The organism is Klebsiella sp. HMSC16A12 (assembly GCF_001808265.1).
GTDB lineage: Bacteria > Pseudomonadota > Gammaproteobacteria > Enterobacterales > Enterobacteriaceae > Klebsiella > Klebsiella pneumoniae.
Map to the genome: position 1 here is coordinate 151,532 of NZ_KV792621.1, position 22,108 is coordinate 173,639.

A 22,108-nucleotide genomic window follows, 5' to 3' on the forward strand; every position below is an offset into this window, starting at 1 on the left:
TCATGTCACAAGTTACTGAAAATAAAGTTATCGCTGCGCCGGTACCCATGACTCCGCTGCAGGAGTTCTGGCACTATTTCAAACGCAACAAAGGGGCGGTCGTCGGGCTGGTATACGTGGTGGTGATGATCGTCATCGCGGTATTCGCCAACTACCTCGCCCCCTATAACCCGGCGGATCAGTTCCGTGATTCGCTGCTGGCGCCGCCGTTCTGGCAGGACGGCGGCAGCATGGCGCATCTGCTCGGCACCGACGACGTGGGCCGCGATATTCTGTCGCGCCTGATGTACGGCGCCCGCCTGTCGCTGCTGGTGGGCTGCCTGGTGGTGGTTCTGTCGCTGATCCTCGGCGTGGTGCTCGGCCTGGTGGCGGGCTATTTCGGCGGAGTGGTGGACTCAATCATCATGCGCGTCGTCGATATTATGCTGGCGCTGCCGAGTCTGCTGCTGGCGCTGGTGCTGGTGGCTATCTTCGGGCCCTCCATCGTCAACGCCTCGCTGGCGCTAACCTTCGTGGCGCTCCCGCACTATGTGCGTCTGACGCGCGCCGCGGTGCTGGTGGAGGTCAACCGTGACTACGTGACCGCCTCCCGCGTAGCGGGCGCCGGCGCGATGCGCCAGATGTTCGTTAATATTCTGCCTAACTGTCTTGCGCCGCTGATCGTTCAGGCGTCGCTGGGCTTTTCCAACGCCATTCTCGACATGGCAGCGCTGGGGTTCCTCGGCATGGGTGCGCAGCCGCCGACGCCGGAGTGGGGCACCATGCTTTCCGACGTGTTGCAGTTCGCGCAGAGCGCCTGGTGGGTAGTCACCTTCCCGGGCGTGGCGATCCTGCTGACGGTGCTGGCATTTAACCTGATGGGTGACGGTCTGCGTGACGCGCTCGATCCCAAACTGAAGCAGTAAGAGGTTCGAGATGGCGTTATTGAATGTAGATAAATTATCGGTGCATTTCGGCGATGAAAACGCGCCGTTCCGCGCCGTAGACCGCATCAGCTATAGCGTGAAGCAGGGTGAAGTGGTCGGTATCGTCGGGGAGTCCGGCTCCGGTAAATCCGTCAGCTCGCTGGCGATTATGGGGCTGATTGACTATCCCGGCCGGGTGATGGCGGACAAACTGGAATTTAACGGCCGCGATCTGCAGCGCATCTCTGAAAAAGAGCGGCGCCAGCTGGTGGGGGCCGAAGTGGCGATGATCTTCCAGGATCCAATGACCAGCCTCAACCCGTGCTTTACCGTCGGCTACCAGATTATGGAAGCGATTAAGGTCCATCAGGGTGGTAATAAGCAAACCCGCCGCCAGCGGGCCATCGACCTGCTGAACCTGGTGGGCATTCCCGATCCGGCCTCGCGGCTGGACGTCTATCCGCATCAGCTTTCCGGCGGCATGAGCCAGCGTGTGATGATCGCGATGGCGATTGCCTGTCGGCCAAAACTACTGATTGCCGATGAACCGACCACCGCGCTGGACGTGACCATTCAGGCGCAAATCATTGAGCTACTGCTGGATCTGCAGCAGCAGGAGAATATGGCGCTGGTGCTGATCACCCACGACCTGGCGCTGGTGGCGGAAGCCGCGCATAAAATTATCGTTATGTACGCGGGTCAGGTGGTGGAGACCGGTGACGCGAAAGATATCTTCCGCGCGCCGCGCCATCCTTATACCCAGGCGCTGCTGCGCGCGCTGCCGGAATTCGCCCAGGATAAAGCGCGTCTGGCCTCGCTGCCGGGCGTGGTGCCGGGGAAATATGACCGTCCCAACGGCTGCCTGCTTAATCCGCGCTGCCCCTATGCCACGGATAAATGCCGTAGCGAAGAGCCGGCGCTCGCGGATCTGACCGGCGGCCGCCAGTCTAAATGTCACTACCCACTCGATGATGCCGGGAGGCCTGGATTATGAGTACGCAAAAGGCCGCCACGCCACAACCTCTGTTGCAGGCCATTGATCTGAAAAAACACTATCCGGTGAAGAAGGGGTTATTCGCCCCGGAACGGCTGGTGAAGGCGCTGGACGGCGTCTCCTTTACCCTTGAGCGCGGTAAAACGCTGGCGGTAGTGGGGGAGTCGGGCTGCGGCAAATCGACCCTCGGTCGTCTGCTGACGATGATTGAGATCCCCACCGGCGGCGAGCTCTATTATCAGGGGCAGGATCTGCTTAAGCACGACCCGCAGGCGCAGAAGCTGCGGCGGCAAAAAATCCAGATTGTGTTCCAGAACCCGTATGGTTCGCTGAACCCGCGTAAAAAAGTGGGGCAGATTCTGGAGGAGCCGCTGCTGATTAACAGCAGCCTGAGCAAAGAGCAGCGGCGTGAAAAAGCGCTGGCGATGATGGCGAAAGTGGGCCTGAAAACCGAGCATTACGATCGCTACCCGCATATGTTCTCCGGCGGTCAGCGTCAGCGTATCGCTATTGCTCGCGGGCTGATGCTGGATCCAGATGTGGTGATTGCCGATGAGCCGGTCTCCGCGCTGGACGTTTCGGTACGCGCCCAGGTGCTGAACCTGATGATGGATCTGCAGCAGGATTTAGGGCTGTCCTACGTGTTTATCTCCCACGACCTGTCGGTCGTCGAGCACATCGCCGATGAAGTGATGGTGATGTATCTCGGCCGCTGCGTGGAGAAGGGCACCAAAGACCAGATCTTCAACAATCCGCGTCATCCGTACACCCAGGCGCTGCTGTCGGCGACGCCGCGTCTGAACCCAGACGACCGGCGCGAGCGGATCAAGCTGACCGGCGAACTGCCGAGCCCGCTAAATCCGCCACCGGGCTGCGCCTTTAACGCGCGCTGTCGCCGTCGCTTTGGCCCCTGCACTCAGCTCCAGCCGCAGCTGAAGGATTACGGCGGCCAGCTGGTGGCCTGCTTTGCCGTCGACCAGGATGAGAATCCGCAAAAGTCCCACGCCTGATGGCGCGCTCCCGGTCCCATGGCCGGGAGCTTCTCTCCCGCCGTGGATAAAACCTGGCGCTTACGCATATTGCCGCAGTTTATGTCACGCTCTCAGAGCATTCTTCGTAGATTATCCGAAAAAATAAGCCTTTCAGTCCATTTTTATAGAATTAAAGAGAAATTAAAATGGTTCAGGTTTATTCTTTCGCTGATCTGACGCTATGATTTCATCATGACCTAATACTTTTATATAAAAACGACTGGGAAGCGTGGTGATTGCGGGAAGTTAAGGATGTACGCATACCTAAAAAATGGGGCTACCCTTCTGCAAGGGAAATGTTAGTGTAGCGATACTTCTGCCGTGGAATCATCCCGAAAATCAAATTCTAAACTATTATAACCCTGTCAATCGTGTGTATTGGTACGTCACCATCGGCGCGTTATCTGCCATCCCAGAAGCGTCACGATATTTTTAAATACCCAGAAAATAACAACAAACTTAATATGAAATTTTTAAAATCATGAGGTTATCAATGAACCATTATGATGATCTGCAGCGCTTTCAAGAAAAAACGCGGACGCAAAACCTCAACTTTCAGGATCTTTCTTCGCAAGCCGCCACGCGGGAACACGGCGACTGGGCGATCCTCAATCAGCTAAATCCCGGCGCCGAGAAACCCTCTTCTCTGGCGCTGGGAGGCTCGGTCTCCGCGCCGTTGCCGCAGTCGGTGCCCGCGGATCTGTTCCGCCAGGTAGAGGCGGCCGTAGCAGCGGCGCCAACCTCTGATCCTGTTGTGTCTGCCGCTTCGGCCGCGCCTGTTACTTCCCAGCCGGTCGTGGAGACCGCCGCAGCCGCACCGGAGCCGGTCAGGCAGGAGCCTGCGCCGACCCCTGCGCCTTCAATTCCGGCGTCGGAACCGGCCATGGCGCCGCCGCCGAGAATGGCCCCCCGACCCGCGCCCGCCGCCGAGAACTATGCCCACCTGTTCGCCGCGAAAAGCGCGGAGCCGGTGGCGAAAAATAAAGACCAGCCTTTGAAATCACTTCTGGAAAGGATCGCGACATGCCGTTGATTTGCGTCTGTTCACCGAAAGGCGGCGTAGGGAAAACGACCCTGGCGGCCAATTTAGCCTATTCGCTGGCGCGGACGGGCAGCAAAGTTCTGGCGCTGGATTTTGATGTCCAGAACGCGCTGCGTTTGCATTTTGGCGTACCGCTGAACGATGAGCGGGGCTATGTGGCGAAGGCGCTGGAGCTGCACGACTGGAGCCAGTGCGTGTTGAGCGCCGGCAGTAATATTTTCGTCCTGCCATATGGCGAAGTGAGTGAGGCGCAGCGTCAGGCGTTTGATGAGCAACTGACCCATAATGACCATTTCCTCCAGCGCGGTCTGTCCGCGCTGCTTAATTATCCCGGGCTTATCACCATCGCCGATATGCCCCCTGGACCTTCGCCCGCGCTAAAGGCGCTGACGGGGCTGGCGGACCTGCATCTTATCCCGCTGCTGGCGGATACCGCCTCGATGTCGACCCTGGCGCACGTAGAAAAGCAGCGCCTGACCGGCGCGGCGCTGAATTATAAGCACGGGCACTATTTCGTCATTAACCAAAGCGATAGCCGTCGCCAGGTCAGCCGGGACGTCACCAGCCTGATGGAAGAGAAACTGGGCGAGCGACTGCTTGGCGTGATCCATCGTGATGAAAGCGTGGTGGAGGCCAATGCCTCGCAGAAGTCGATCCTGGACTTTAACGCTTCCTCGGCAGCGGCCTTCGATATTGAAATCATGGCTAAAAAAATATCTTCGCTGTTGGGTATTCATATTGGCGATGGCACGGTGCACAGCCAGCCACGCATGTCAGGGCGTTAACTTTTTGCAGGGCTGCTGAATGAAAAAGTCTCTTTTTTGGTTGCTGGCGCTGGTGCTGTCACCGGTCGCCGTGCTGGTGGTGATCACGCCGATGGACAGCCAAAAGCAGTATATTTTTGGTCTGTTAAGTATCGGTATTCTCTTTCTGATGGGCTTCAGCAAGCGCCGCAGCGTATCGGTCATTATGGTCGTCACGTCGCTGCTGATGTCCACCCGTTACATGTATTTTCGCCTCACGCAGACCCTGCACTTCAACTCGTCCATTGAAGCTATTCTCGGCATGGGACTCTTTCTGGCGGAAGTCTATATCTGGGTGATGCTACTGCTTAACTATCTGCAGACGGTCTGGCCGCTGAAGCGCGGCATTGTTCCGCTGCCGGATGATATGAGTAAGTGGCCGACGGTCGATATCTATATTCCGAGCTATAACGAACCGCTGGAGGTGGTGCGCGATACCGTCCTGGCGGCACAATGCATTGATTATCCAAAAGATAAAATGAAAATCTATCTTCTGGATGACGGTAAGCGCAGCGAGTTTGCCGTGTTCGCCGCCGACGTTGGGGTGGGCTATATCACCCGCAATGACAACAAGCACGCCAAAGCGGGGAACCTTAACCATGCGCTGACCCTGACTCAGGGGGAGCTTATCTGCGTTTTCGACTGCGACCACGTCGCCACGCGCGTGTTCCTGCAGGCCACCGTCGGCGGCTTCCTGAAAGACCCGATGCTGGCTCTGGTGCAGACGCCGCACTACTTCTATTCCCCGGATCCATTTGAACGTAACCTCTCCGTCGGACGCAACATTCCCAACGAAGGGATGTTGTTCTATGGCCCGATTCAGCAGGGGAACGACAACTGGAACGCCACCTTTTTCTGCGGCTCCTGCGCGGTGATCCGTCGCGAGGCGCTGGCGCAGATCGGCGGTTTCGCCGTCGAAACGGTGACCGAAGATGCTCATACGGCGCTGAAGTTTCAGCGTCTGGGGTGGAAGTCGGCCTTTCTCGATATCCCACTGGCCGCAGGCCTCGCTACTGAACGCCTGGTGGTGCACGTCATCCAGCGTACCCGCTGGGCGCGCGGGATGACGCAGATTTTCCGCGTCGATAATCCGCTGTTTGGCCGCGGGCTGACTTTTCAGCAGCGCTTGTGCTATCTCAGCGCCATGCTCTACTACCAGTTCGCGCTGCCCAGGGTGGTGTTTGTCACCGCCCCGCTGGCTTACCTGCTGTTTAACCTCAATATTATTTACTCGTCGGCGAGCCTGATCGTCTCCTATGCCCTGCCGCACCTGTTCCTCGCTATTTACGTCGGTTCGCGAATGAACGGCCGCTATCGCTACAGCTTCTGGGGGGAAATTTACGATATTGTGCTGGCCTTCCACCTGGTGCTGCCGACCCTGGTGACGATGATTTTCCCTAAACGCGGCAAGTTCAACGTCACCGATAAGGGGGGGCTGCTTGACGTCGGCTACTTCGATTTCACCGTGGTGCGCCCGCACCTGGTGGTGGCCTGCCTGCTGGCCCTGGGGGTGATCGTCGGCATCGTCCGGGCGATTGGCCATGACTATTTTGGCTCGGATCCCAACGTTATCGCCCTCAACGTCGGGTGGGGGATCTACAGTCTGATCTTCCTGCTGGCGGCGATTGCCGTGGCGCGCGAAACGCGGCAGGTGCGAAAAACCATTCGTATCGATGTCGATATTCCGGTGGTGATCCATTACGCCAGCGGCATCGTCTCGCGCAGTCATACCGCGGATCTGTCGATGGGCGGCTGCCGCGTGGTCGCGCCTGATAATCGCCATCTGGAGGATGACATCGAAGAGATTGAGCTGATCCTGCAGTCCGGGGCTATCTCGATTCCGGCCCAGCTGGTCACCTCTGACGAGCGCTTCCTGCGCCTCAAGTTTGATGAAGATATTCCGCTTTCGCGCCGCCGTGAACTGGTGCGGGTGGTGCTGGCCCGCGCGGATGCGTGGATTAATCCGCCGCGCCCGCAGGATAACCCGTTCCGCTCCTTCTTCACCATTTTACGCTGCGTGTTCGAACTGTTCTGGCTGACGTGGAAAACCCGTCGTAGCCAGCGCAATCGGGCAACAGTGGCGAAAACGGCGCAGGAGGATGGGACGTTATGAAGCGATTAACCACGCTGGCGCTGCTGGCAGGGATGCTCTCTGCGCCTGCGCTACACAGTGAAGAACCGGGCTCCGGCTCCGCTGCCCCGCTGAGCTTCCCGCAGCTCAACGACGCGGCGGACAGCGAGCCAGGCGACGAACCTCCGGCTGCCTCGCCGGAGGAGGGCGCCTCTCCGGCAGCCCCCGCCACCGCCGGCGATGCGGTGGCGACGGCCCCTGCGCCGGTTATGCCGGACTTACCCCCGCCGGTGAGCGGCACGGCCGCGCCGGAGGTCATTCCTGTCGCTCCGGTCTGGGGAGGCGATCTGAATCTGGCGCAGATGGGGATGCCGGACGGGATTATCCTCAGCGGCGGCCAGCGACAGGGTGGGGTCAGCTTTACCCTGCCTGCCGATCAGGTGGTGATCCATTCTCAGCTCAGCCTTGCCGTTCGCGTATCGCCGGAGATGGCGAGCCGCAACGCCACCCTGCAGCTGATGCTCAACGGTCAACCGCTCGGCACGCTGCCGCTGGGCGCCGATGGCGAGGATGTCTCCCATTATCAGCTGGATATTCCGCCCGCGCTGATGGTCTCCAGCAATAACCTGAGCGTGAAGATCAATGATGGCGATACCCTGCAGTGCCAGCGTGACATTCATGATACGTCGCGGGTGACGGTGCTGCCCACGTCGCATTTCAGCTGGGAAAGCCAGCAGCTGAACATCAGCGACGACCTGAGCCACTTCCCGCGGCCCTTCTTTGACAGCATGCAGATGACCCCGGCGGACATTGCGGTCGCCTATGGGGCCAAGCCGTCGGCGGACGTCTTCAGCGCCGCGGCGCTGATCTCCTCCTGGCTGGGTATCCAGGCGGACTATCGCGGCATCGCCTTCAGCGCTCTGCGCGACCGCCTGCCGGAACGCCACGGCATCGTGATTGGCCATCCGGGGGAGCAGGTGGGCGGCATGATGCTGCCGGAAACCGATAAGCCGCTGCTGCGCATCATCGCCAACCCCGCCAATCCGGCCTATAAACTGCTGCTGATTGTCGGTAAAAACGATACGGCGCTGCGCATGGCCGCCTGGCGGTTAACCCGCGGCAACTTTGCGCCGCAAACCGCGACGCTGGATGTCGAACCGCAGACCATCCCGGTTGGCAAAGCATATGATGCCCCGCGCTGGATCCCCACCGATCGTCCGGTCAAGCTCAGCGAGCTGCTGCGTAAGGATCAAAGCCCGACCGTCAGCGGCGTCTGGCACGAACCTTTACGTATCGCCTTCCGCGCCGCGCCCGATCTCTATCTGTGGGATGGAGAGACCATTCCGCTACAGGTTGGCTACCGCTTCCCGTCGGAAAGCTGGATTAATGAGGACAAGTCCTTGCTGAGCGTCACGCTCAACGGCACCTTCCTCAACAACCTGCCGATGAACAAGCAGGGGCCGCTGGAGAAAGTCTGGCGCTACCTCGGGGGCGATGCGCGCCAGGAGCGCTTTACCATCCCGCTGGCGCCCTACCTGATTTACGGCGATAACCAGCTGTCGATGTACTTCAATGTGGTGCCAAAGGACGATGTTCCATGTTCGGTGCTGCTGAATAACAATATCAAGAGCCGGATCACTGACGACTCCTGGATCGATTTGAGCAAGACGCGTCACTTCTCGCTGTTGCCCAATCTCTCCTACTTTGTCGGCGCCTCGTTCCCCTTCTCGCGGCTGGCGGACTATTCGCAGACGACCCTCCTGCTGCCGGCGGACCCGTCTGAAACCCAGGTGGCGACCCTGCTGAATCTGGCGGCACGCTCCGGGAACGCGACCGGCACCGCGCTGGCGAATAACCGCGTCGTGCTCGGGATGCCCACCGGCGGGGGGGATTTGCAGTCGCTGCGTGAACGTGACGTGCTGGCGGTCACCGCTCTCGATCAGCAGGCCTTTAACCAGAGCCTGCTGGCCGACTCACCCTATCGCCCGGTAGATAATGTGCTGAGCGTCCGCGAGCCAGACCTGTGGCAAAAAGTCCAGCGCCGGCTCACCGGCGACTGGACTTCCGCCAGCCTCGACGCCGATCGCTACTTTTCGTCGAGCAGCGCCTGGCGCGGGTTCATCAGCTATCGCTCGCCGTGGAATTCCACCCGCCTGGTGGTGGTGGCGCTGGCCAGCAATGATGACCAGCTGGCGCGACTGAAGACCGATCTGGAATCGCCGCGCATTAACGCCGGGATCCGCGGCGATACCGCGGTGATCACCAGCGATAACGGGGTGCGCAGCTTCCAGGTGAGTACGCCGTTCCCCAGCGGTCAGATGCCGTGGTACATGATGGCGGTCTGGTATGCCAGCCAGCACTCAGGTTTCCTGGCGGTGCTGGGGCTGATTGCCACCTCGATAATGGGACTGGCGCTGACCGCGATGTTTAAACGTCACGCCCGTAAGCGTCTGGGTTCGGGGGATAACCAATGAAAAGAAAGATAATAATAACGATGAAGACCTCCCGTCGGCTCACCACGTTCTGCCTCACCGGCGCGTTGACTCTCGCTGCCTCGGGCGGCGCGCTGGCGTCGGGGAACGACGCGGCGCTACAGGCGCTGTTCGCTCAGGCCAATTACTGGCATGAGAAATCTCATGACGAGCTGGCGATGGAGTCCCTGCAGAAGGTGCTCTCGGTGGATGCCAACAACACCCAGGCGCTGTATCTGATGGCGCTCTGGTCGCAGCAGGGCGGCGATATGCAGGCGGCGGCGCAGTGGCGCGCGCGGCTGGCGAAAGCGGCCCCTGACAGCCCGGGACTACAGGATCTGGACAACGCCAAAAAGATGTCGCAGGTGCCGCAGGGCCAGCTCAGCCTGGCCCGCCAGCAGGCGCGCGGAGGCAATATCCCCGGGGCGCTGGCGACCTGGCGCAGCATGTTCAATGGCAATACGCCGCCTGCCGGGCTGGCGGCGGAATATTACCTGACCATGGCCAGCGACAAATCGCTCTATCCGCAGGCTATCAGCGAGCTGCGCCAGTACGTGGCGCAGCATCCGCAGGAGAACGCCCCGCGGGTGGCGCTGGGCAAAGCGTTAACCTGGCGGGAAGAGACTCGCCGGGAAGGGATCGCCCTGCTCGAGCCGATGGCCAGCGGCAATAAAGAGGCGGACAGCGGCTTGCGCCAGGCGCTGCTCTGGCTGGGCCCGCAGGCCGGGGATGAGCAGTATTACGACACCTGGATGCAGCGGCATCCCCAGGACAGCGAAGTTCAGAATTACTTTCGCGAACGGCGCAGCGGTCAGGCGCGCGGCCAGGGCTACGCCAATCTCAACAGCGGCAATACCGCCGCCGCGAAGCAGCAGTTTGAAGAGGTATTGCAGACTAACCCCCAGGATGCCGATGCGCTGGCGGGCATGGGCTATATCGCGCAGCGCAGTGGCGACTACCAGGCCGCGTCGCAGTATCTGAGCCGGGCCGCGGACCTCGGCGGCGACGCCTCGGCGACCCGTCGTCAGCAGGCGGCCGATGCGCTGTTCTACGGCCAGCTGGCGCAGGCCCAGCAGGCCTATAAGCAGGGCAATATCAGCCAGGCGCTGGCGCTCTCCGCGCCGTTGGCGCAGCAGAGCGGGGCGCAGGGCGCCTCGGCGAAGCTGTTCCGCGCCGATGTGCTGCGGCACAACAAAGATTTGCCCCAGGCGGAGCAAACGCTGCGCTCACTGTTAAATGACGATCCGCAGAACGCGGCGGCGCGGGAAAACCTCTATTACGTGCTGCGCGAGCAGAATAAATCCGCCGAGGCGCAGGCGATGCTGCAGAAGCTCCCGCAGAGCCTGCGGCAAAAACTGCAGCCGCGGGTGGTGGCCGGTATGCCGGGCGATGCCCTGCGCCGTCAGGCCCAGGCGCAGGTCAGCAGCGGTAACCCAGCCGGCGCCATTGCCACCCTGCGCGAAGGCGTCGCCCGCTATCCGGACGATCCCTGGCTGCGCCTCGACCTGGCCCGGCTGCTGCAAAAATCGGGTAACGGCAGCGAGGCCTCTTCGCTGATGTCGGCGGCCTATCGCCCCGGCGCCAGCAACAGTGCGCTGTATGCCGCCGCCCTGTTTGCCAGCGAAAACGGCGCTTGGCAGCAGGCGCAGACGCTGCTGGCGCGCATTCCCGGCGGCAGCCAGACCAGCGACATGCGCGATTTGCGCCAGCGGGTGAACTACAACCTGCAGTTGGTGACGGCCGAAAACTACCTGGCGCAGGGCAATACCATCGCCGCCAGCAATACCCTGCGGGCGATGGCCTCCACGCCGCCAAAAGCCCCGGCGGACGCCGGCAAGCTGGCGCGTCTGCTGGCCGAGAGCGGCGACCTGACCACCGCGGTCTCGCTGGTGCGCAACAATATCAGCAGCGGCGTATCCGGCAATGCCGGGGATTACGCCGATCAGATCGCCGTCCTGAATCAGGCCGGGCTGACCGGCGAGGCGCAGAACCTGATCAGCAATCCGCAGCTGCAGGCCAGCAGTACGCCGACGCAGCTGGCGAGCATTCGCAATGGCTATGTGATCAACGAAGCCGACCGCCTGCGCGAGCAGGGCAATTACGCTGCGGCGTATGACAAGCTGATCCGCGCTATGCAAAGCGATCCGCAAAATACCGATCTGATGTTCGCCATGGCGCGGCTGTACCAGAGCGGCAAAATGAACAAAGAGGCCGGGGTGGTCTATGACTACCTGATGACGCGCGATACGCCGAACCAGGATGCGCGCGCCGGGGCCATCGACGTGGCGCTGTCGGCGGGGAACAACGATCGTGCTGAACAGCTGGCCGGCGGTTTGCGCCAGGATAACTCCCCGGATCGCCTGCTGCTGCTGGCGAGAGTGGCGGAGGCCCAGGGACATCATCAGCAGGCGATGACCTATCTGCGCAGCGCCCGCGGCAAACTGCTGGGCATGCAAAGCACCAACAGTAGCGAAACGCCGACCGTCGGCGGGGTGCTGGCGGCGGATAACCCCTTTATCGGCGTGTCGCAAACGTCGGCGCCGACGCGGACGGCCTCCGCCTACGGGCAGTACATGCCGTGGCAGGTTGCCCAGTCGGCCGCCGCGCCCGGTTCCACGCTGCCGGGGATCCAGCGCACCGATCTGCCGGTGGACACCGCCCAGACGCGGATGCTGCGTCAGGTGGACACCATGATGGAGTCGCTGCAGGAGAAAACCGGCAGCTGGCTGCAGGGGGGAATGGACGTGCGTGGACGCGACGGCGAATCGGGCACCAGCAAGCTGACGGAGCTCCGGACGCCGCTGACCTGGTCATCCTCGCCGTTTGGCGACTCGCGCTTTGACTTTACCGTCACCCCGGTGTCGTTGAACGCCGGGACCGCCAGCGGCGACGCCTGGCGTCGCTACGGCGCCAACCCGCTGGCTAACGCGGTCTCCAACATGGTGAGTACCGCCACCAGCGAGCAGGCGGCGATCGCCTCGATGACCGAGGCGGAGCGGACGGCCTATTTCGCCAGCAATCCAGGTGCCGAGGCGTTAAGCGGCCTCGGCACCCTGAACGCGGCAGATTTCAATCCGACCACCAGCAGCGGGATGGAAAACCTGGCGAAGCTCGGGAGCTATGATGCGGGGCAGGTGGCCAGCTATCTCTCTTCGTCCAGCCGCAAGCCGAACGTTGACCAGACCAGCGGCTCGACCGATTCGCAGAAGGCCAATGGCGTCGAACTGGCGCTGGCGTTAAGCGGTGACGATTACCGGGTCGATATCGGCAGCACGCCGTTGGGCCAGGATCTTAATACCGTAGTCGGCGGGGTGAAATGGTCGCCCAAGCTGACCAACTATCTGTCGCTGATCCTCACCGGCGAACGCCGCTCGCTAACCGACAGCCTGCTTTCCTACGTGGGTCTGAAAGACGCCTATTCCGGGAAAACCTGGGGGCAGGTGACGAAAAACGGCGGCACCCTGCAGCTGAGCTATGACGACGGCGACGCGGGCTTCTATGTCGGCGGCGGTGGATACAGCTATCTGGGGCAGAACGTCGCCAGCAACACCAGTATCAACGCCAATGCCGGGGTCTATCTTCGTCCCTACCATGACGAATACCGCCAGCTGCAGGCCGGGTTGAGCATGAGCTATATGGATTACTCCAAAAACCTCAGCTACTTCACCTATGGTCAGGGGGGCTACTTTAGTCCGCAAAACTACGTCAGCGTATCGCTGCCGGTCAGTCTGACGGAGAAATATGATAACTGGACCATGAAGCTCGGCGGCTCGGTGGGCTATCAGTCTTACAGTCAGGATAAGAGCGCCTATTTCCCGACCAATTCGGAGTGGCAGCAGACCCTGGAGACGGCGGTGAGCAATGGGTTTGCCAAGGAAGCCTACTACTCCGCGACCTCGAAGAGCGGCATAGGGTATACCCTGCGCGCCGGGGCGGATTACAAGGTCAACAAACAAATGACCCTGGGGGGCCAGATTGGCTATGACACCTTCGGGGATTATAACGAAAGCACCGCCGGGCTCTATATTCGCTATATGTTAGGAGATCATTGATGATGACGGAGAACAATAACCCGGTGGTGATGACCTGGTTTCAGCAGCAGCAGACGCCTGCCGGATGGTTCGATCTGTTGATTATTATGATCGAAGGTATGCTAAATAATGCCGGCGAGCTGGAAAGCCAGCCCTTCCTGCGTCAGATGGGCGCCTCGCTGGCGGAGACCCATCCGCTGCCGGCGTCGGAGACGGTGGGGGATCTGGAGGCCAATATCAACCGGCTGCTGACTCATTTTCACTGGGGCGTGGTGACCATCGATGTCGGTGAGGACGGCCTGCGCCTGCGCCATCAGGCGTTGCCGGTCAGCCGCGACGAAGCGGGGCGCGTGCGCTGGTGCAACGCGTTCTGTGCCATACTCGAGGGGTTATATTCTCGCTGGCTGCAGAGTCAGGGAGGCAGTGCCCACGTGATACTGCAGCGTGAGCGGGTGTTCTCCGTCTCTGACGTTCAGTTTCTCTACTACCATCCATAAAGAGTGAATTTATGCCCCTGCGTGCTTTAGTGGCGGTGATAGTGACAACGGTAGTGATGCTGGTGCCCAGGGCGTGGGCGGATACGGCCTGGGAGCGCTATAAGGCCCGTTTTATGATGCCGGATGGTCGTATCATTGATACCGCCAATGGCAATGTGTCGCATACGGAAGGTCAGGGCTTCGCCATGCTTCTGGCGGTGGCGAATAACGATCGTCCGGCGTTCGACAAGCTGTGGCAGTGGACGGACAACACCCTGCGCAACAAGTCTAACGGGCTGTTTTACTGGCGCTATAACCCGGTGGCGCCGGACCCTATCGCCGATAAAAACAACGCCTCCGATGGCGATACCCTGATCGCCTGGGCGCTGCTACGCGCGCAAAAGCAGTGGCAGGATAAGCGCTATGCGATTGCCTCTGACGCCATCACCGCCGCCCTGCTGAAGTCTACGGTGGTGACTTTCGCCGGTCGCCAGGTGATGCTCCCGGGCGTGAAAGGGTTCAACCTCAATGATCACCTGAACCTTAACCCTTCCTATTTCATCTTCCCGGCCTGGCGCGCCTTCGCGGAGCGGACGCATCTCACCGCCTGGCGGACATTGCAGAGCGACGGACAGGCGCTGCTGGGGCAGATGGGCTGGGGGAAATCACATCTACCCAGCGACTGGGTGGCGCTGCGGGCGGATGGCAAGATGCTGCCAGCCAAAGAGTGGCCGCCGCGGATGAGTTTCGATGCGATCCGTATCCCGCTGTATCTCTCGTGGGCCGATCCGCACAGCGCCTTGCTCGCGCCCTGGAAGGCCTGGATGCAGAGTTACCCGCGCCTGCAAACCCCGGCGTGGATCAACGTCAGCACCAACGAGGTGGCTCCCTGGTATATGGCCGGCGGCCTGCTGGCGGTGCGCGATCTGACGCTGGGTGAACCGCAGGAGGCGCCGCAGATTGACGACAAGGATGATTATTACTCTGCCAGCCTCAAGCTGTTGGTCTGGCTGGCGAAACAGGATCAGCGCTAAATACGGTGATTGATTTACCGCTTTCCCCGCCCGTATGCCTGCGGGCTGAGAAGGTAGAATGGGAACCTCTCACGATGTAAGGCCGCCAACATAGGCGGCCTTGTCGCTTATTGCGGATAAGGCACCCAGCTACCGCCATTCAGCTGGACATAAGGCTTGCCCTGATACTGGATGACGATGGCGTTGGCGTTCTCGGACACCGCCGCGCTCTGCGGCAGGTTGGCGACATACTGCTGCCAGTTGACGCTGTCCTCGCAGAACATTTTGCCGTCGAGGGCGCGCACCACCAGCTCCGACACCGCCAGATAACTGCTGGGCTGATCGATGATAATCGGCGCCCCTTCATGCGGCGCCTTCATGCCGAAGAATTTCACCGCCGTTGGGACGTTAGTGATCGACGGGCTTGGAATATCGCGCAGGCCAGATACCTGCATCTTATCGCCCTTCAGCGCGCCGCCGTGTTCCGGCACCACCACCACCATCACTTTCCGCCCCGATTTCTCCAGCTCGGTGAAGAAGTTATCCAGGTCATCAAACAGCTTCTGCGCCCGCACTTTGTAGTCTGCGGTTTTGCTTTGTCCCGGGAAGTGGTTGCCGTCATGCAGCGGCAGGGTGTTATAGAAGGTGGCGTTCCGCGGATTGCTGCTGGCCTCTTCAGTCTTCAGCCAGCGGTTGAGGACCGCCAGATCCTCATACACCGGGGAGCCGTCAAACGCCTGCAGGCTGACCGGCAGGCCGGTCTGGTCCATCAGCGGACTCTGCATGCCGCCCAGCGAACGCAGCTCTTTCAGGAAGTCACCGAACAGACCGTTATGGCCGAGCATCAGCTGCTGGTTGAAGCCGAGCTTCGCCAGGTTTTCAAACAGGTAGCAATCGGCGCCGGACGGCTGATACAGGTTAGTATGCGACAGCTGGCCGCAGCTGGCGCGCAGCAGGCGCACCGCCGCCGGGCCGCTGTAGGAGGTCGCGGAGTTAAAGTTTTTGAAGACAATATCAAAGTGCTTCCATAGCGGATGATCCATCAGACCGGCGGCTTCAATATCCGACCAGGAGAGGGAGCAGATGTTGATCACCAGCAGGTCAAACGGCTGCGCATCCGCCGGCAGCTGGTCCGGGAACGGCGTCTTGCGCTTCTGCTCGGCGGCATAGAAAGCGTTCAGCCAGTTGGTCAGGTTGGCTGAGGTCGGCGGCTCGGTCTGCGGCGGAATATCGCTGTTGGCGGGGCTGGACGCGGCGCCAGCGGCGGCGTTGGCCCCGGTATTGGCCTGTGCGGTCGTGGCGGCGGCCGTGGTGGGCTGACCGGCGGGCCATAGGGTAAAGGCCGGCAGCAGCGGGCTGACCGCCAGCCAGACGACCATTGCCGAGACAAACACGGTGACGCGCAGCCACTGGCTGATAAACAACCATAGCACCAGCAAAACAAAGAAGGCGCCAACCATGCTCCAGTTGATAAAGCGGACAATCAGATCCCAGATATAGCTGGCGCTGAAGCCGGCGATTTGCGACCCCTGGCTAAAAATCGACTCTGGCCCGGGCAGCCAGGTATCGTGCCAGAACAGCGCGAATCCCAGCGGAATAGCGATCCAGTGGCGGATACGGTGTAGCTTTTCGCGAGGGATCGGCACCAGCAGAAAGGCGAGAAATACCAGGTTCAGCATCGGATGGAAATTGAGATACCCGGCCCACAGCAGGGCAAACTTGACCAGAAAGTAGAAGTTCCAGCCGCCAAGGCCGCGCCAGTACTGCCAGAGCGGAAGCGGTGCCGCGGTCGTTTTTTTATTTGTCATTTGTTCGCTTTGCCTTGCTTAACCGTTGTTCCCCGGCGTAATACCCCTGCCGGTTTCACGTAACGGGGTTTAAAGAACATCAGTCTTAACGTCGTGCGGATCCGGCGCTGATAGTGGCGCGTCAGGTAGCCCAGCGGAAAAAACAGCAGGGCGCAGAGCACCACCAGTTGCAGAATATCGGCGAGAGACATCATCAGGCTTGCTCCTCGCGGGTGGTTAACCGGTGTGGTTCGGGGTAGCGTCGCCAGTGGCGTCCATCGTGGGTGGCGTTAATGGTCTCGTTTTTACCGACCGAGAGAGGCAGCGGCGTGTTCCAGCGCGCCGGCTCGACGCCGCGCATGATTACGATTTCCGAGAGGATTTGCTTGTCCTCAAACCACACCATACGGTTAGAAAAAATATCGCCGGTCGGCAGCGGGAAAATGTGGTTTAGCGCGGTATCGAGGTCATTGATCCGGCAAAACGACAAAAACAGCACCAGCCGGTTATTGCCGATGGTCATGATGTCGCCCATCCGGTTAGGTTTGCATAACGTCAGCGCCTGCTCAACGCGCAGCCCCGGCGCCGGGCGCAGGGCCACCATCACGCCTTTGCTGTCGGGTGGAAGCAGGGTATTGGTCATCACGTTGTGTACCGCTTCGCAGAAGGCATCCCACTTCTGGTAGCCGCGCAGCTTTAACGGCTGGCTCCAGGTCAGCAGGGTGGCAAAATCTTCCGGGATATGGCGGGAGAACTTTTGGTTCTGTACGCTTTCGATTAGCGTCAGGCAGCGGGAGAGCGATGCGCTGCTGGGGATCACCAGGCTGGCGCCGCTGCTGAGCAGTAGCCGCTCATCGGTCGCGCGTAGACTCGGGGTTTGTTCACGGACGATGATTTTCAGCGCTGTACCGCGCTGGCGACGCAGGGTATGAATATAGCGGCCCAGCTGTTCAATTTGCGTATTTTGGGTAATGGAGAAGAGGATCGTCGCCGCTTGCGCGGTGCGCCCGGCGTTGAAGACCTCGTCGTTGGTGTCAAACAGCGTCCAGTATTCCGACAGCGGCGGGGCGCCTTCCAGCACGCGCACATGGCTGAGGATCGCTTTTTCATCGCTGCGCGGCTGCACGCTGGTTTCAGCGTCCTGCGCTAATCGCCAGCCGGCGTCATCATGTTGCACCATCAGCTGCTGTTGGGCGCTGATACCCTTATCGCTTCCCCACCAGGCAATATCAAAGATATGCCGGTCGCCCTGGTAACGAATACTTGCCAGTCCGGAAAGGGAGCGGTACTCACGTAATAAGGGAGTCAGCTGCCGATCGATTTCCTGCGCGGAATTGATCGCTAAGAACGCGCAACGGTGATATTGCGCCCAGCGGCTGGTCTTTTCTACCCAGGCGCATAACTTTTCATTATTTATATTTTGCCAGGCATTTTCAGCGCATAGCAGAATAAACAAATAATTGCCAGGTTCGAGGGAGCAGACTAAATCGCGGTGTATTTCCTCCAGCGCCTGCGGGCGATTCGGCAGGGTGAACAGCGCGATATTATCCGGACCGTGAATATGATCTAATGAAATGATATCCTTGGGTTTGTTTCCCATAACCAGCGCGGCAACGTGGCTGTTTTTCGCCTGCGCGGCCAGTGTCTGATTAAACAGGCTGACGGCATCGGCATAACGGTCGACGTTGAGCCACCATACTCCGCCGACCGGCATATGGCACACTTCATCCCATAATGATGAAATACCCAAAGTAAATACATTATCCACGGCATCCCTCGTGCGCCCTGATTGACACTGAATAAGTTTACTAGCGAAACCGACAGAGTAAACCTAACATTGAAATTAAAGGTCATCAGTTTTAGCATGTACACCTGCTTTTAAGGATGAGCTGTATACGTCCTCTGGTTTAATAATAAATTTCGAACGGACAGAGATATGCCAGCAAAAGATCCTGCGGTACCCACGGACGCCACGCTGGGGTACACCTTTCAAAATGATTTTCTGGCGCTTAGCCGGGCATTTTCCCTGCCGGATATTGATTATCATGATATTTCCAGGCGCGAACAGCTGAACGCGGCGCTGAAGCGCTGGCCGCTGCTGGCAGAGTTTGCAGAGAAAAAATAAGGAAGCCGGAGATGGCTATTCTGGGATTACAGGGCGTGCGCGGGGGAACTGGCGTCACGTCCATTACGGCTGCACTCGCCTGGGCCCTGCAATTGCTCGGTGAAAGCGTGCTGGCGATCGACGCCAGCCCGGATAATATGCTGCGCTTTTTCTTTAATACCGATATCCATCATCAGGACGGCTGGGCGCGGGCGCTGCTCGACGGCCGGGACTGGCGTGACGCGGGCTTGCGCTATACGCAGCATATCGATCTACTGCCGTTTGGCCAGCTCAGCGCCGGCGAAAGAGAAAATGTCGACCAGCTGCAGCCCACCCTGGGGGCGATAGCGGAGGCAGTACAGCAGCTACAGGGCCAGTACCGCTGGCTGCTGCTGGATCTGCCGGCGGGTTATTCGCCGTTGACTCGCGAGCTGCTGACGCTCTGCGATCGCTCGCTGGTGGTGGTTCATCCCGACGCCAATAGCCATATCCGTCTACACCAGCAGCCCCTCCCGGCCAACGGCGATATTCTGATTAACGATCTGCGGGTCGGCAGCCAGCTGCAGGAAGATCTCTACCAGCTGTGGCTGGAGAGCCAGCCGCGCATCCTGCCGGTGACGATTCACCGCGACGAGGCGATGGCCGAGTGCCTGGCGGCGAAACAACCTCTCGGGGAGTATCGTCAGGATTCGCTGGCGGCGGAAGAGGTGCTGACCCTGGCGAACTGGTGCCTGATCCACTATTCCGCCGGGAGAGCGGCATGATCCGCCTCAGTACGCTGCTGCTGGCCCCGCCGGTGGGGGAGCGGCTGCGTGCGCGCTATGATGACTATCGGCAGCACGGCGCTTCGTGGCTGTCGGCGTCGCTTGGCTGTCTGTGGGCGTCGCTGGTCTGGGCGCTGATGCCGCTGGAGACGCCGCGCTGGCAGGCGATTCTGGCCCGCCATGAAACCTATTTTCCCCACATAAATCCGCATCGCCCGCGTCCGCTGGATCCGCTGCGCTACCTGCTGCAATCCCTGTGGTTACTGACGACGCGCGTGCCGGAGCCGGAGAAAAAGGTCAACTGGCGTTCGCTGGCGGCGCTGGAAGGGGTGCACGGTCGCTATACGCAGTGGCTGGAAAAATTGCCTGAGCAGATGAACGCCCGCACCGGCCATCTGGATAAACAGAAAGAGCTGGCGCACCTCAATCCTAAACTGCGCCGGGCGATCCTTGGGGGGGTGACCTTCTGCTCGCTGGTGCTGGCGCTGATGTGTATTACGCAGCCCTTTAACCCGCTGTCGCAGTTTATCTTCCTGATGCTGCTGTGGGGCGTGGCGCTGCTGGTGCGACGCATCCCGGGCCGTTTCTCGGCGCTGATGCTGATCGTGCTGTCGCTGACGGTGTCGTGCCGCTATATCTGGTGGCGCTATACCTCGACGCTGAACTGGAACGACCCGGTAAGTCTGGTGTGCGGGATCATTCTGCTGTTCGCAGAGACCTACGCCTGGGTGGTGCTGGTGCTGGGCTACTTCCAGGTGGTCTGGCCGCTGAATCGCCAGCCGGTGCCGCTGCCGGAGGACATGGATTTGTGGCCAACCGTGGACATCTTCGTCCCCACCTATAACGAAGATCTCAACGTGGTGAAAAACACCATTTACGCCTCGCAGGGCATCGACTGGCCGAAGGACAAGCTGAACATCTGGATCCTCGACGACGGCGGACGGGAAGCGTTTCGCCAGTTTGCCAAAGATGTTGGGGTGCACTATATCGCCCGCACCAGCCACGAACACGCCAAGGCCGGCAACATCAATAATGCGCTGAAATATGCCAAAGGGGAGTTCGTCTCGATCTTTGACTGCGACCATGTGCCGACGCGCTCGTTTCTGCAGATGACCATGGGCTGGTTCCTGAAAGAGAAAGAGCTGGCGATGATGCAGACCCCGCACCACTTCTTCTCGCCCGATCCCTTTGAGCGCAACCTTGGTCGTTTTCGCAAAACGCCGAACGAAGGGACGCTATTCTACGGCCTGGTGCAGGACGGGAACGACATGTGGGACGCCACCTTCTTCTGCGGCTCCTGCGCCGTTATCCGCCGCGGCCCGCTGGACGAAATTGGCGGGATAGCCGTCGAAACGGTGACCGAAGATGCCCACACCTCGCTGCGTCTGCACCGGCGGGGATATACCTCCGCCTATATGCGTATTCCGCAGGCGGCGGGGCTGGCGACGGAGAGTTTATCCGCGCATATCGGCCAGCGCATCCGCTGGGCGCGCGGGATGGTGCAGATATTCCGCCTCGATAATCCGCTGTTTGGCAAAGGCCTGAAGCTGGTGCAGCGCGTCTGCTACGCCAACGCCATGCTTCACTTTCTCTCCGGTATTCCGCGCCTCATCTTCCTCACGGCGCCGCTGGCCTTTTTGCTGCTCCATGCCTATATCATTTATGCGCCAGCGCTGATGATCGCGCTATTCGTGTTGCCGCACATGATCCACGCCAGCCTGACCAACTCGAAGATTCAGGGCAAATATCGCCATTCGTTCTGGAGTGAAATTTACGAGACGGTGCTGGCCTGGTATATCGCGCCGCCCACTTTTGTGGCGCTGATCAACCCGCATAAAGGCAAGTTCAACGTCACCGCGAAGGGCGGGCTGGTGGAAGAGGAGTATGTCGACTGGGTGATCTCCCGGCCCTATATCTACCTGGTGCTGCTCAATCTGGTCGGCGTCGCGGTGGGGATCTGGCGCTTCATGTACGGCCCGGAAAATGAAATCCTCACCGTCTGGGTGAGTATTGTCTGGGTATTCTACAACCTGATTATTCTTGGCGGCGCGGTGGCGGTCTCGGTTGAAAGCAAGCAGGTTCGCCGTTCGCACCGTGTCGAAATGAGCATGCCGGCGGCTATCGCCCGCGAAGATGGTCACCTGTTCTCCTGCACCGTCCACGACTATTCCGACGGCGGACTGGGGATCAAAATTAACGGCGACGCGCAGGTGCTGGAAGGCCAGAACGCCAGGCTGCTGCTCAAACGGGGACAGCAGGAGTATGCCTTCCCGGTCAGGGTCGCGCGGGTCAACGGCAGCGAAGTGGGGCTCCAGCTGCTGCCGTTAACCAACCAGCAGCATATCGATTTTGTGCAGTGTACGTTTGCCCGCGCTGATACGTGGGCGCTTTGGCAGGATAGCTTCCCGGAAGATAAGCCGATGGAAAGCCTGCTGGATATCCTCAAGCTGGGCTTCCGTGGCTATCGTCACCTGGCGGAGTTTTCGCCGCCGTCGGTGAAGGTGGTTTTCCGCGCGCTCACTTCGCTGGTGGCCTGGATAGCGTCGTTTGTACCCCGACGCCCTGAACGCGCCGCGCCGACGCTCTCCGCAGACCCGGCAATGGCTCAACAATGAT

General features: G+C 60.2%; 16 protein-coding genes and 1 pseudogene. 14 read left to right on the top strand and 3 right to left on the bottom strand.

Going from position 1 to position 22,108, the window contains the following annotated elements; translation table 11 throughout:
- Positions 1-2: 2 nt before the first annotated feature.
- The 11 genes and pseudogenes from dppC (at position 3) to HMPREF3140_RS16505 (ending at position 14,858) form a co-directional block, all read left to right on the top strand.
- A complete protein-coding gene (dppC, locus tag HMPREF3140_RS16455; protein WP_032412550.1) occupies positions 3-905 on the top strand; it encodes a dipeptide ABC transporter permease DppC in 903 nt (300 codons plus the stop codon).
- 10 nt (positions 906-915) lie between these two features.
- Positions 916-1,899 carry a dipeptide ABC transporter ATP-binding protein gene (gene dppD / locus HMPREF3140_RS16460; RefSeq protein ID WP_002921785.1) on the top strand — a complete coding sequence of 328 codons (984 nt, stop codon included), beginning with the start codon at positions 916-918 and terminating at the stop codon, positions 1,897-1,899.
- Positions 1,896-2,909 (top strand): dipeptide ABC transporter ATP-binding subunit DppF, encoded by a 1,014-nt coding sequence (gene dppF / locus HMPREF3140_RS16465; RefSeq protein ID WP_002921784.1) that lies wholly within the window; start codon positions 1,896-1,898, stop codon positions 2,907-2,909. Before dppD ends, dppF begins: the two co-directional genes overlap by 4 nt.
- 18 nt (positions 2,910-2,927) lie before the next feature.
- Entirely contained in the window at positions 2,928-3,107 is a 180-nt protein-coding gene (locus HMPREF3140_RS16470) for a hypothetical protein (protein WP_004145206.1), read from the top strand.
- Between the two features lie 316 nt (positions 3,108-3,423).
- Entirely contained in the window at positions 3,424-3,963 is a 540-nt protein-coding gene (locus tag HMPREF3140_RS16475; RefSeq protein WP_032412548.1) for a cellulose biosynthesis protein BcsO, read from the top strand.
- 1 nt (position 3,964) lies between these two features.
- Positions 3,965-4,757 (top strand): annotated as a pseudogene (locus HMPREF3140_RS16480) (cellulose synthase operon protein YhjQ/BcsQ).
- 19 nt (positions 4,758-4,776) lie between these two features.
- Positions 4,777-6,888, top strand: a complete 2,112-nt coding sequence (bcsA, locus tag HMPREF3140_RS16485; RefSeq protein WP_004186066.1) for a UDP-forming cellulose synthase catalytic subunit — start codon at positions 4,777-4,779, stop codon at positions 6,886-6,888.
- Positions 6,885-9,320, top strand: a complete 2,436-nt coding sequence (gene bcsB / locus HMPREF3140_RS16490; RefSeq protein ID WP_004215309.1) for a cellulose biosynthesis cyclic di-GMP-binding regulatory protein BcsB — start codon at positions 6,885-6,887, stop codon at positions 9,318-9,320. Before bcsA (HMPREF3140_RS16485) ends, bcsB begins: the two co-directional genes overlap by 4 nt.
- Positions 9,317-13,369: a cellulose biosynthesis protein BcsC gene (locus HMPREF3140_RS16495; protein ID WP_032412545.1), complete on the top strand. Its 4,053-nt coding sequence runs from the start codon at positions 9,317-9,319 to the stop codon at positions 13,367-13,369. The genes bcsB and HMPREF3140_RS16495 overlap by 4 nt, the downstream gene beginning before the upstream one ends.
- Complete coding sequence (bcsD, locus tag HMPREF3140_RS16500; protein ID WP_002921529.1) at positions 13,369-13,845, top strand: cellulose biosynthesis protein BcsD; 477 nt, start codon at positions 13,369-13,371, stop codon at positions 13,843-13,845. The genes HMPREF3140_RS16495 and bcsD overlap by 1 nt, the downstream gene beginning before the upstream one ends.
- Positions 13,846-13,856: 11 nt before the next feature.
- Entirely contained in the window at positions 13,857-14,858 is a 1,002-nt protein-coding gene (locus HMPREF3140_RS16505; RefSeq protein WP_002921526.1) for a glycosyl hydrolase family 8, read from the top strand.
- A 107-nt stretch (positions 14,859-14,965) separates the two neighbouring features.
- Here HMPREF3140_RS16505 and bcsG read toward each other — a convergent pair whose 3' ends face one another.
- Genes bcsG through bcsE form a run of 3 tightly spaced genes read right to left on the bottom strand, consistent with a single transcriptional unit; the run spans position 14,966 to position 18,392 of the window.
- Positions 14,966-16,645, bottom strand: coding sequence for a cellulose biosynthesis protein BcsG (bcsG, locus tag HMPREF3140_RS16510; protein WP_032412543.1), 1,680 nt, complete (start codon positions 16,643-16,645; stop codon positions 14,966-14,968).
- Positions 16,642-16,839 carry a cellulose biosynthesis protein BcsF gene (gene bcsF / locus HMPREF3140_RS16515; RefSeq protein WP_002921518.1) on the bottom strand — a complete coding sequence of 66 codons (198 nt, stop codon included), beginning with the start codon at positions 16,837-16,839 and terminating at the stop codon, positions 16,642-16,644. Before bcsF ends, bcsG begins: the two co-directional genes overlap by 4 nt.
- On the bottom strand, positions 16,839-18,392 hold the full coding sequence (gene bcsE / locus HMPREF3140_RS16520; protein WP_017879901.1) for a cellulose biosynthesis protein BcsE: 1,554 nt from the start codon (positions 18,390-18,392) through the stop codon (positions 16,839-16,841). Before bcsE ends, bcsF begins: the two co-directional genes overlap by 1 nt.
- Before the next feature lie 168 nt (positions 18,393-18,560).
- Here bcsE and bcsR point away from each other — a divergent pair, with 168 nt between their 5' ends.
- Genes bcsR through bcsA (HMPREF3140_RS16535) form a run of 3 tightly spaced genes read left to right on the top strand, consistent with a single transcriptional unit; the run spans position 18,561 to position 22,107 of the window.
- Entirely contained in the window at positions 18,561-18,749 is a 189-nt protein-coding gene (gene bcsR, locus HMPREF3140_RS16525) for a cellulose biosynthesis protein BcsR (RefSeq protein WP_002921513.1), read from the top strand.
- 11 nt (positions 18,750-18,760) lie between these two features.
- Positions 18,761-19,492 carry a cellulose biosynthesis protein BcsQ gene (bcsQ, locus tag HMPREF3140_RS16530; protein ID WP_002921510.1) on the top strand — a complete coding sequence of 244 codons (732 nt, stop codon included), beginning with the start codon at positions 18,761-18,763 and terminating at the stop codon, positions 19,490-19,492.
- A complete protein-coding gene (bcsA, locus tag HMPREF3140_RS16535; protein ID WP_002921508.1) occupies positions 19,489-22,107 on the top strand; it encodes a UDP-forming cellulose synthase catalytic subunit in 2,619 nt (872 codons plus the stop codon). Before bcsQ ends, bcsA (HMPREF3140_RS16535) begins: the two co-directional genes overlap by 4 nt.
- Position 22,108: the final 1 nt, after the last annotated feature.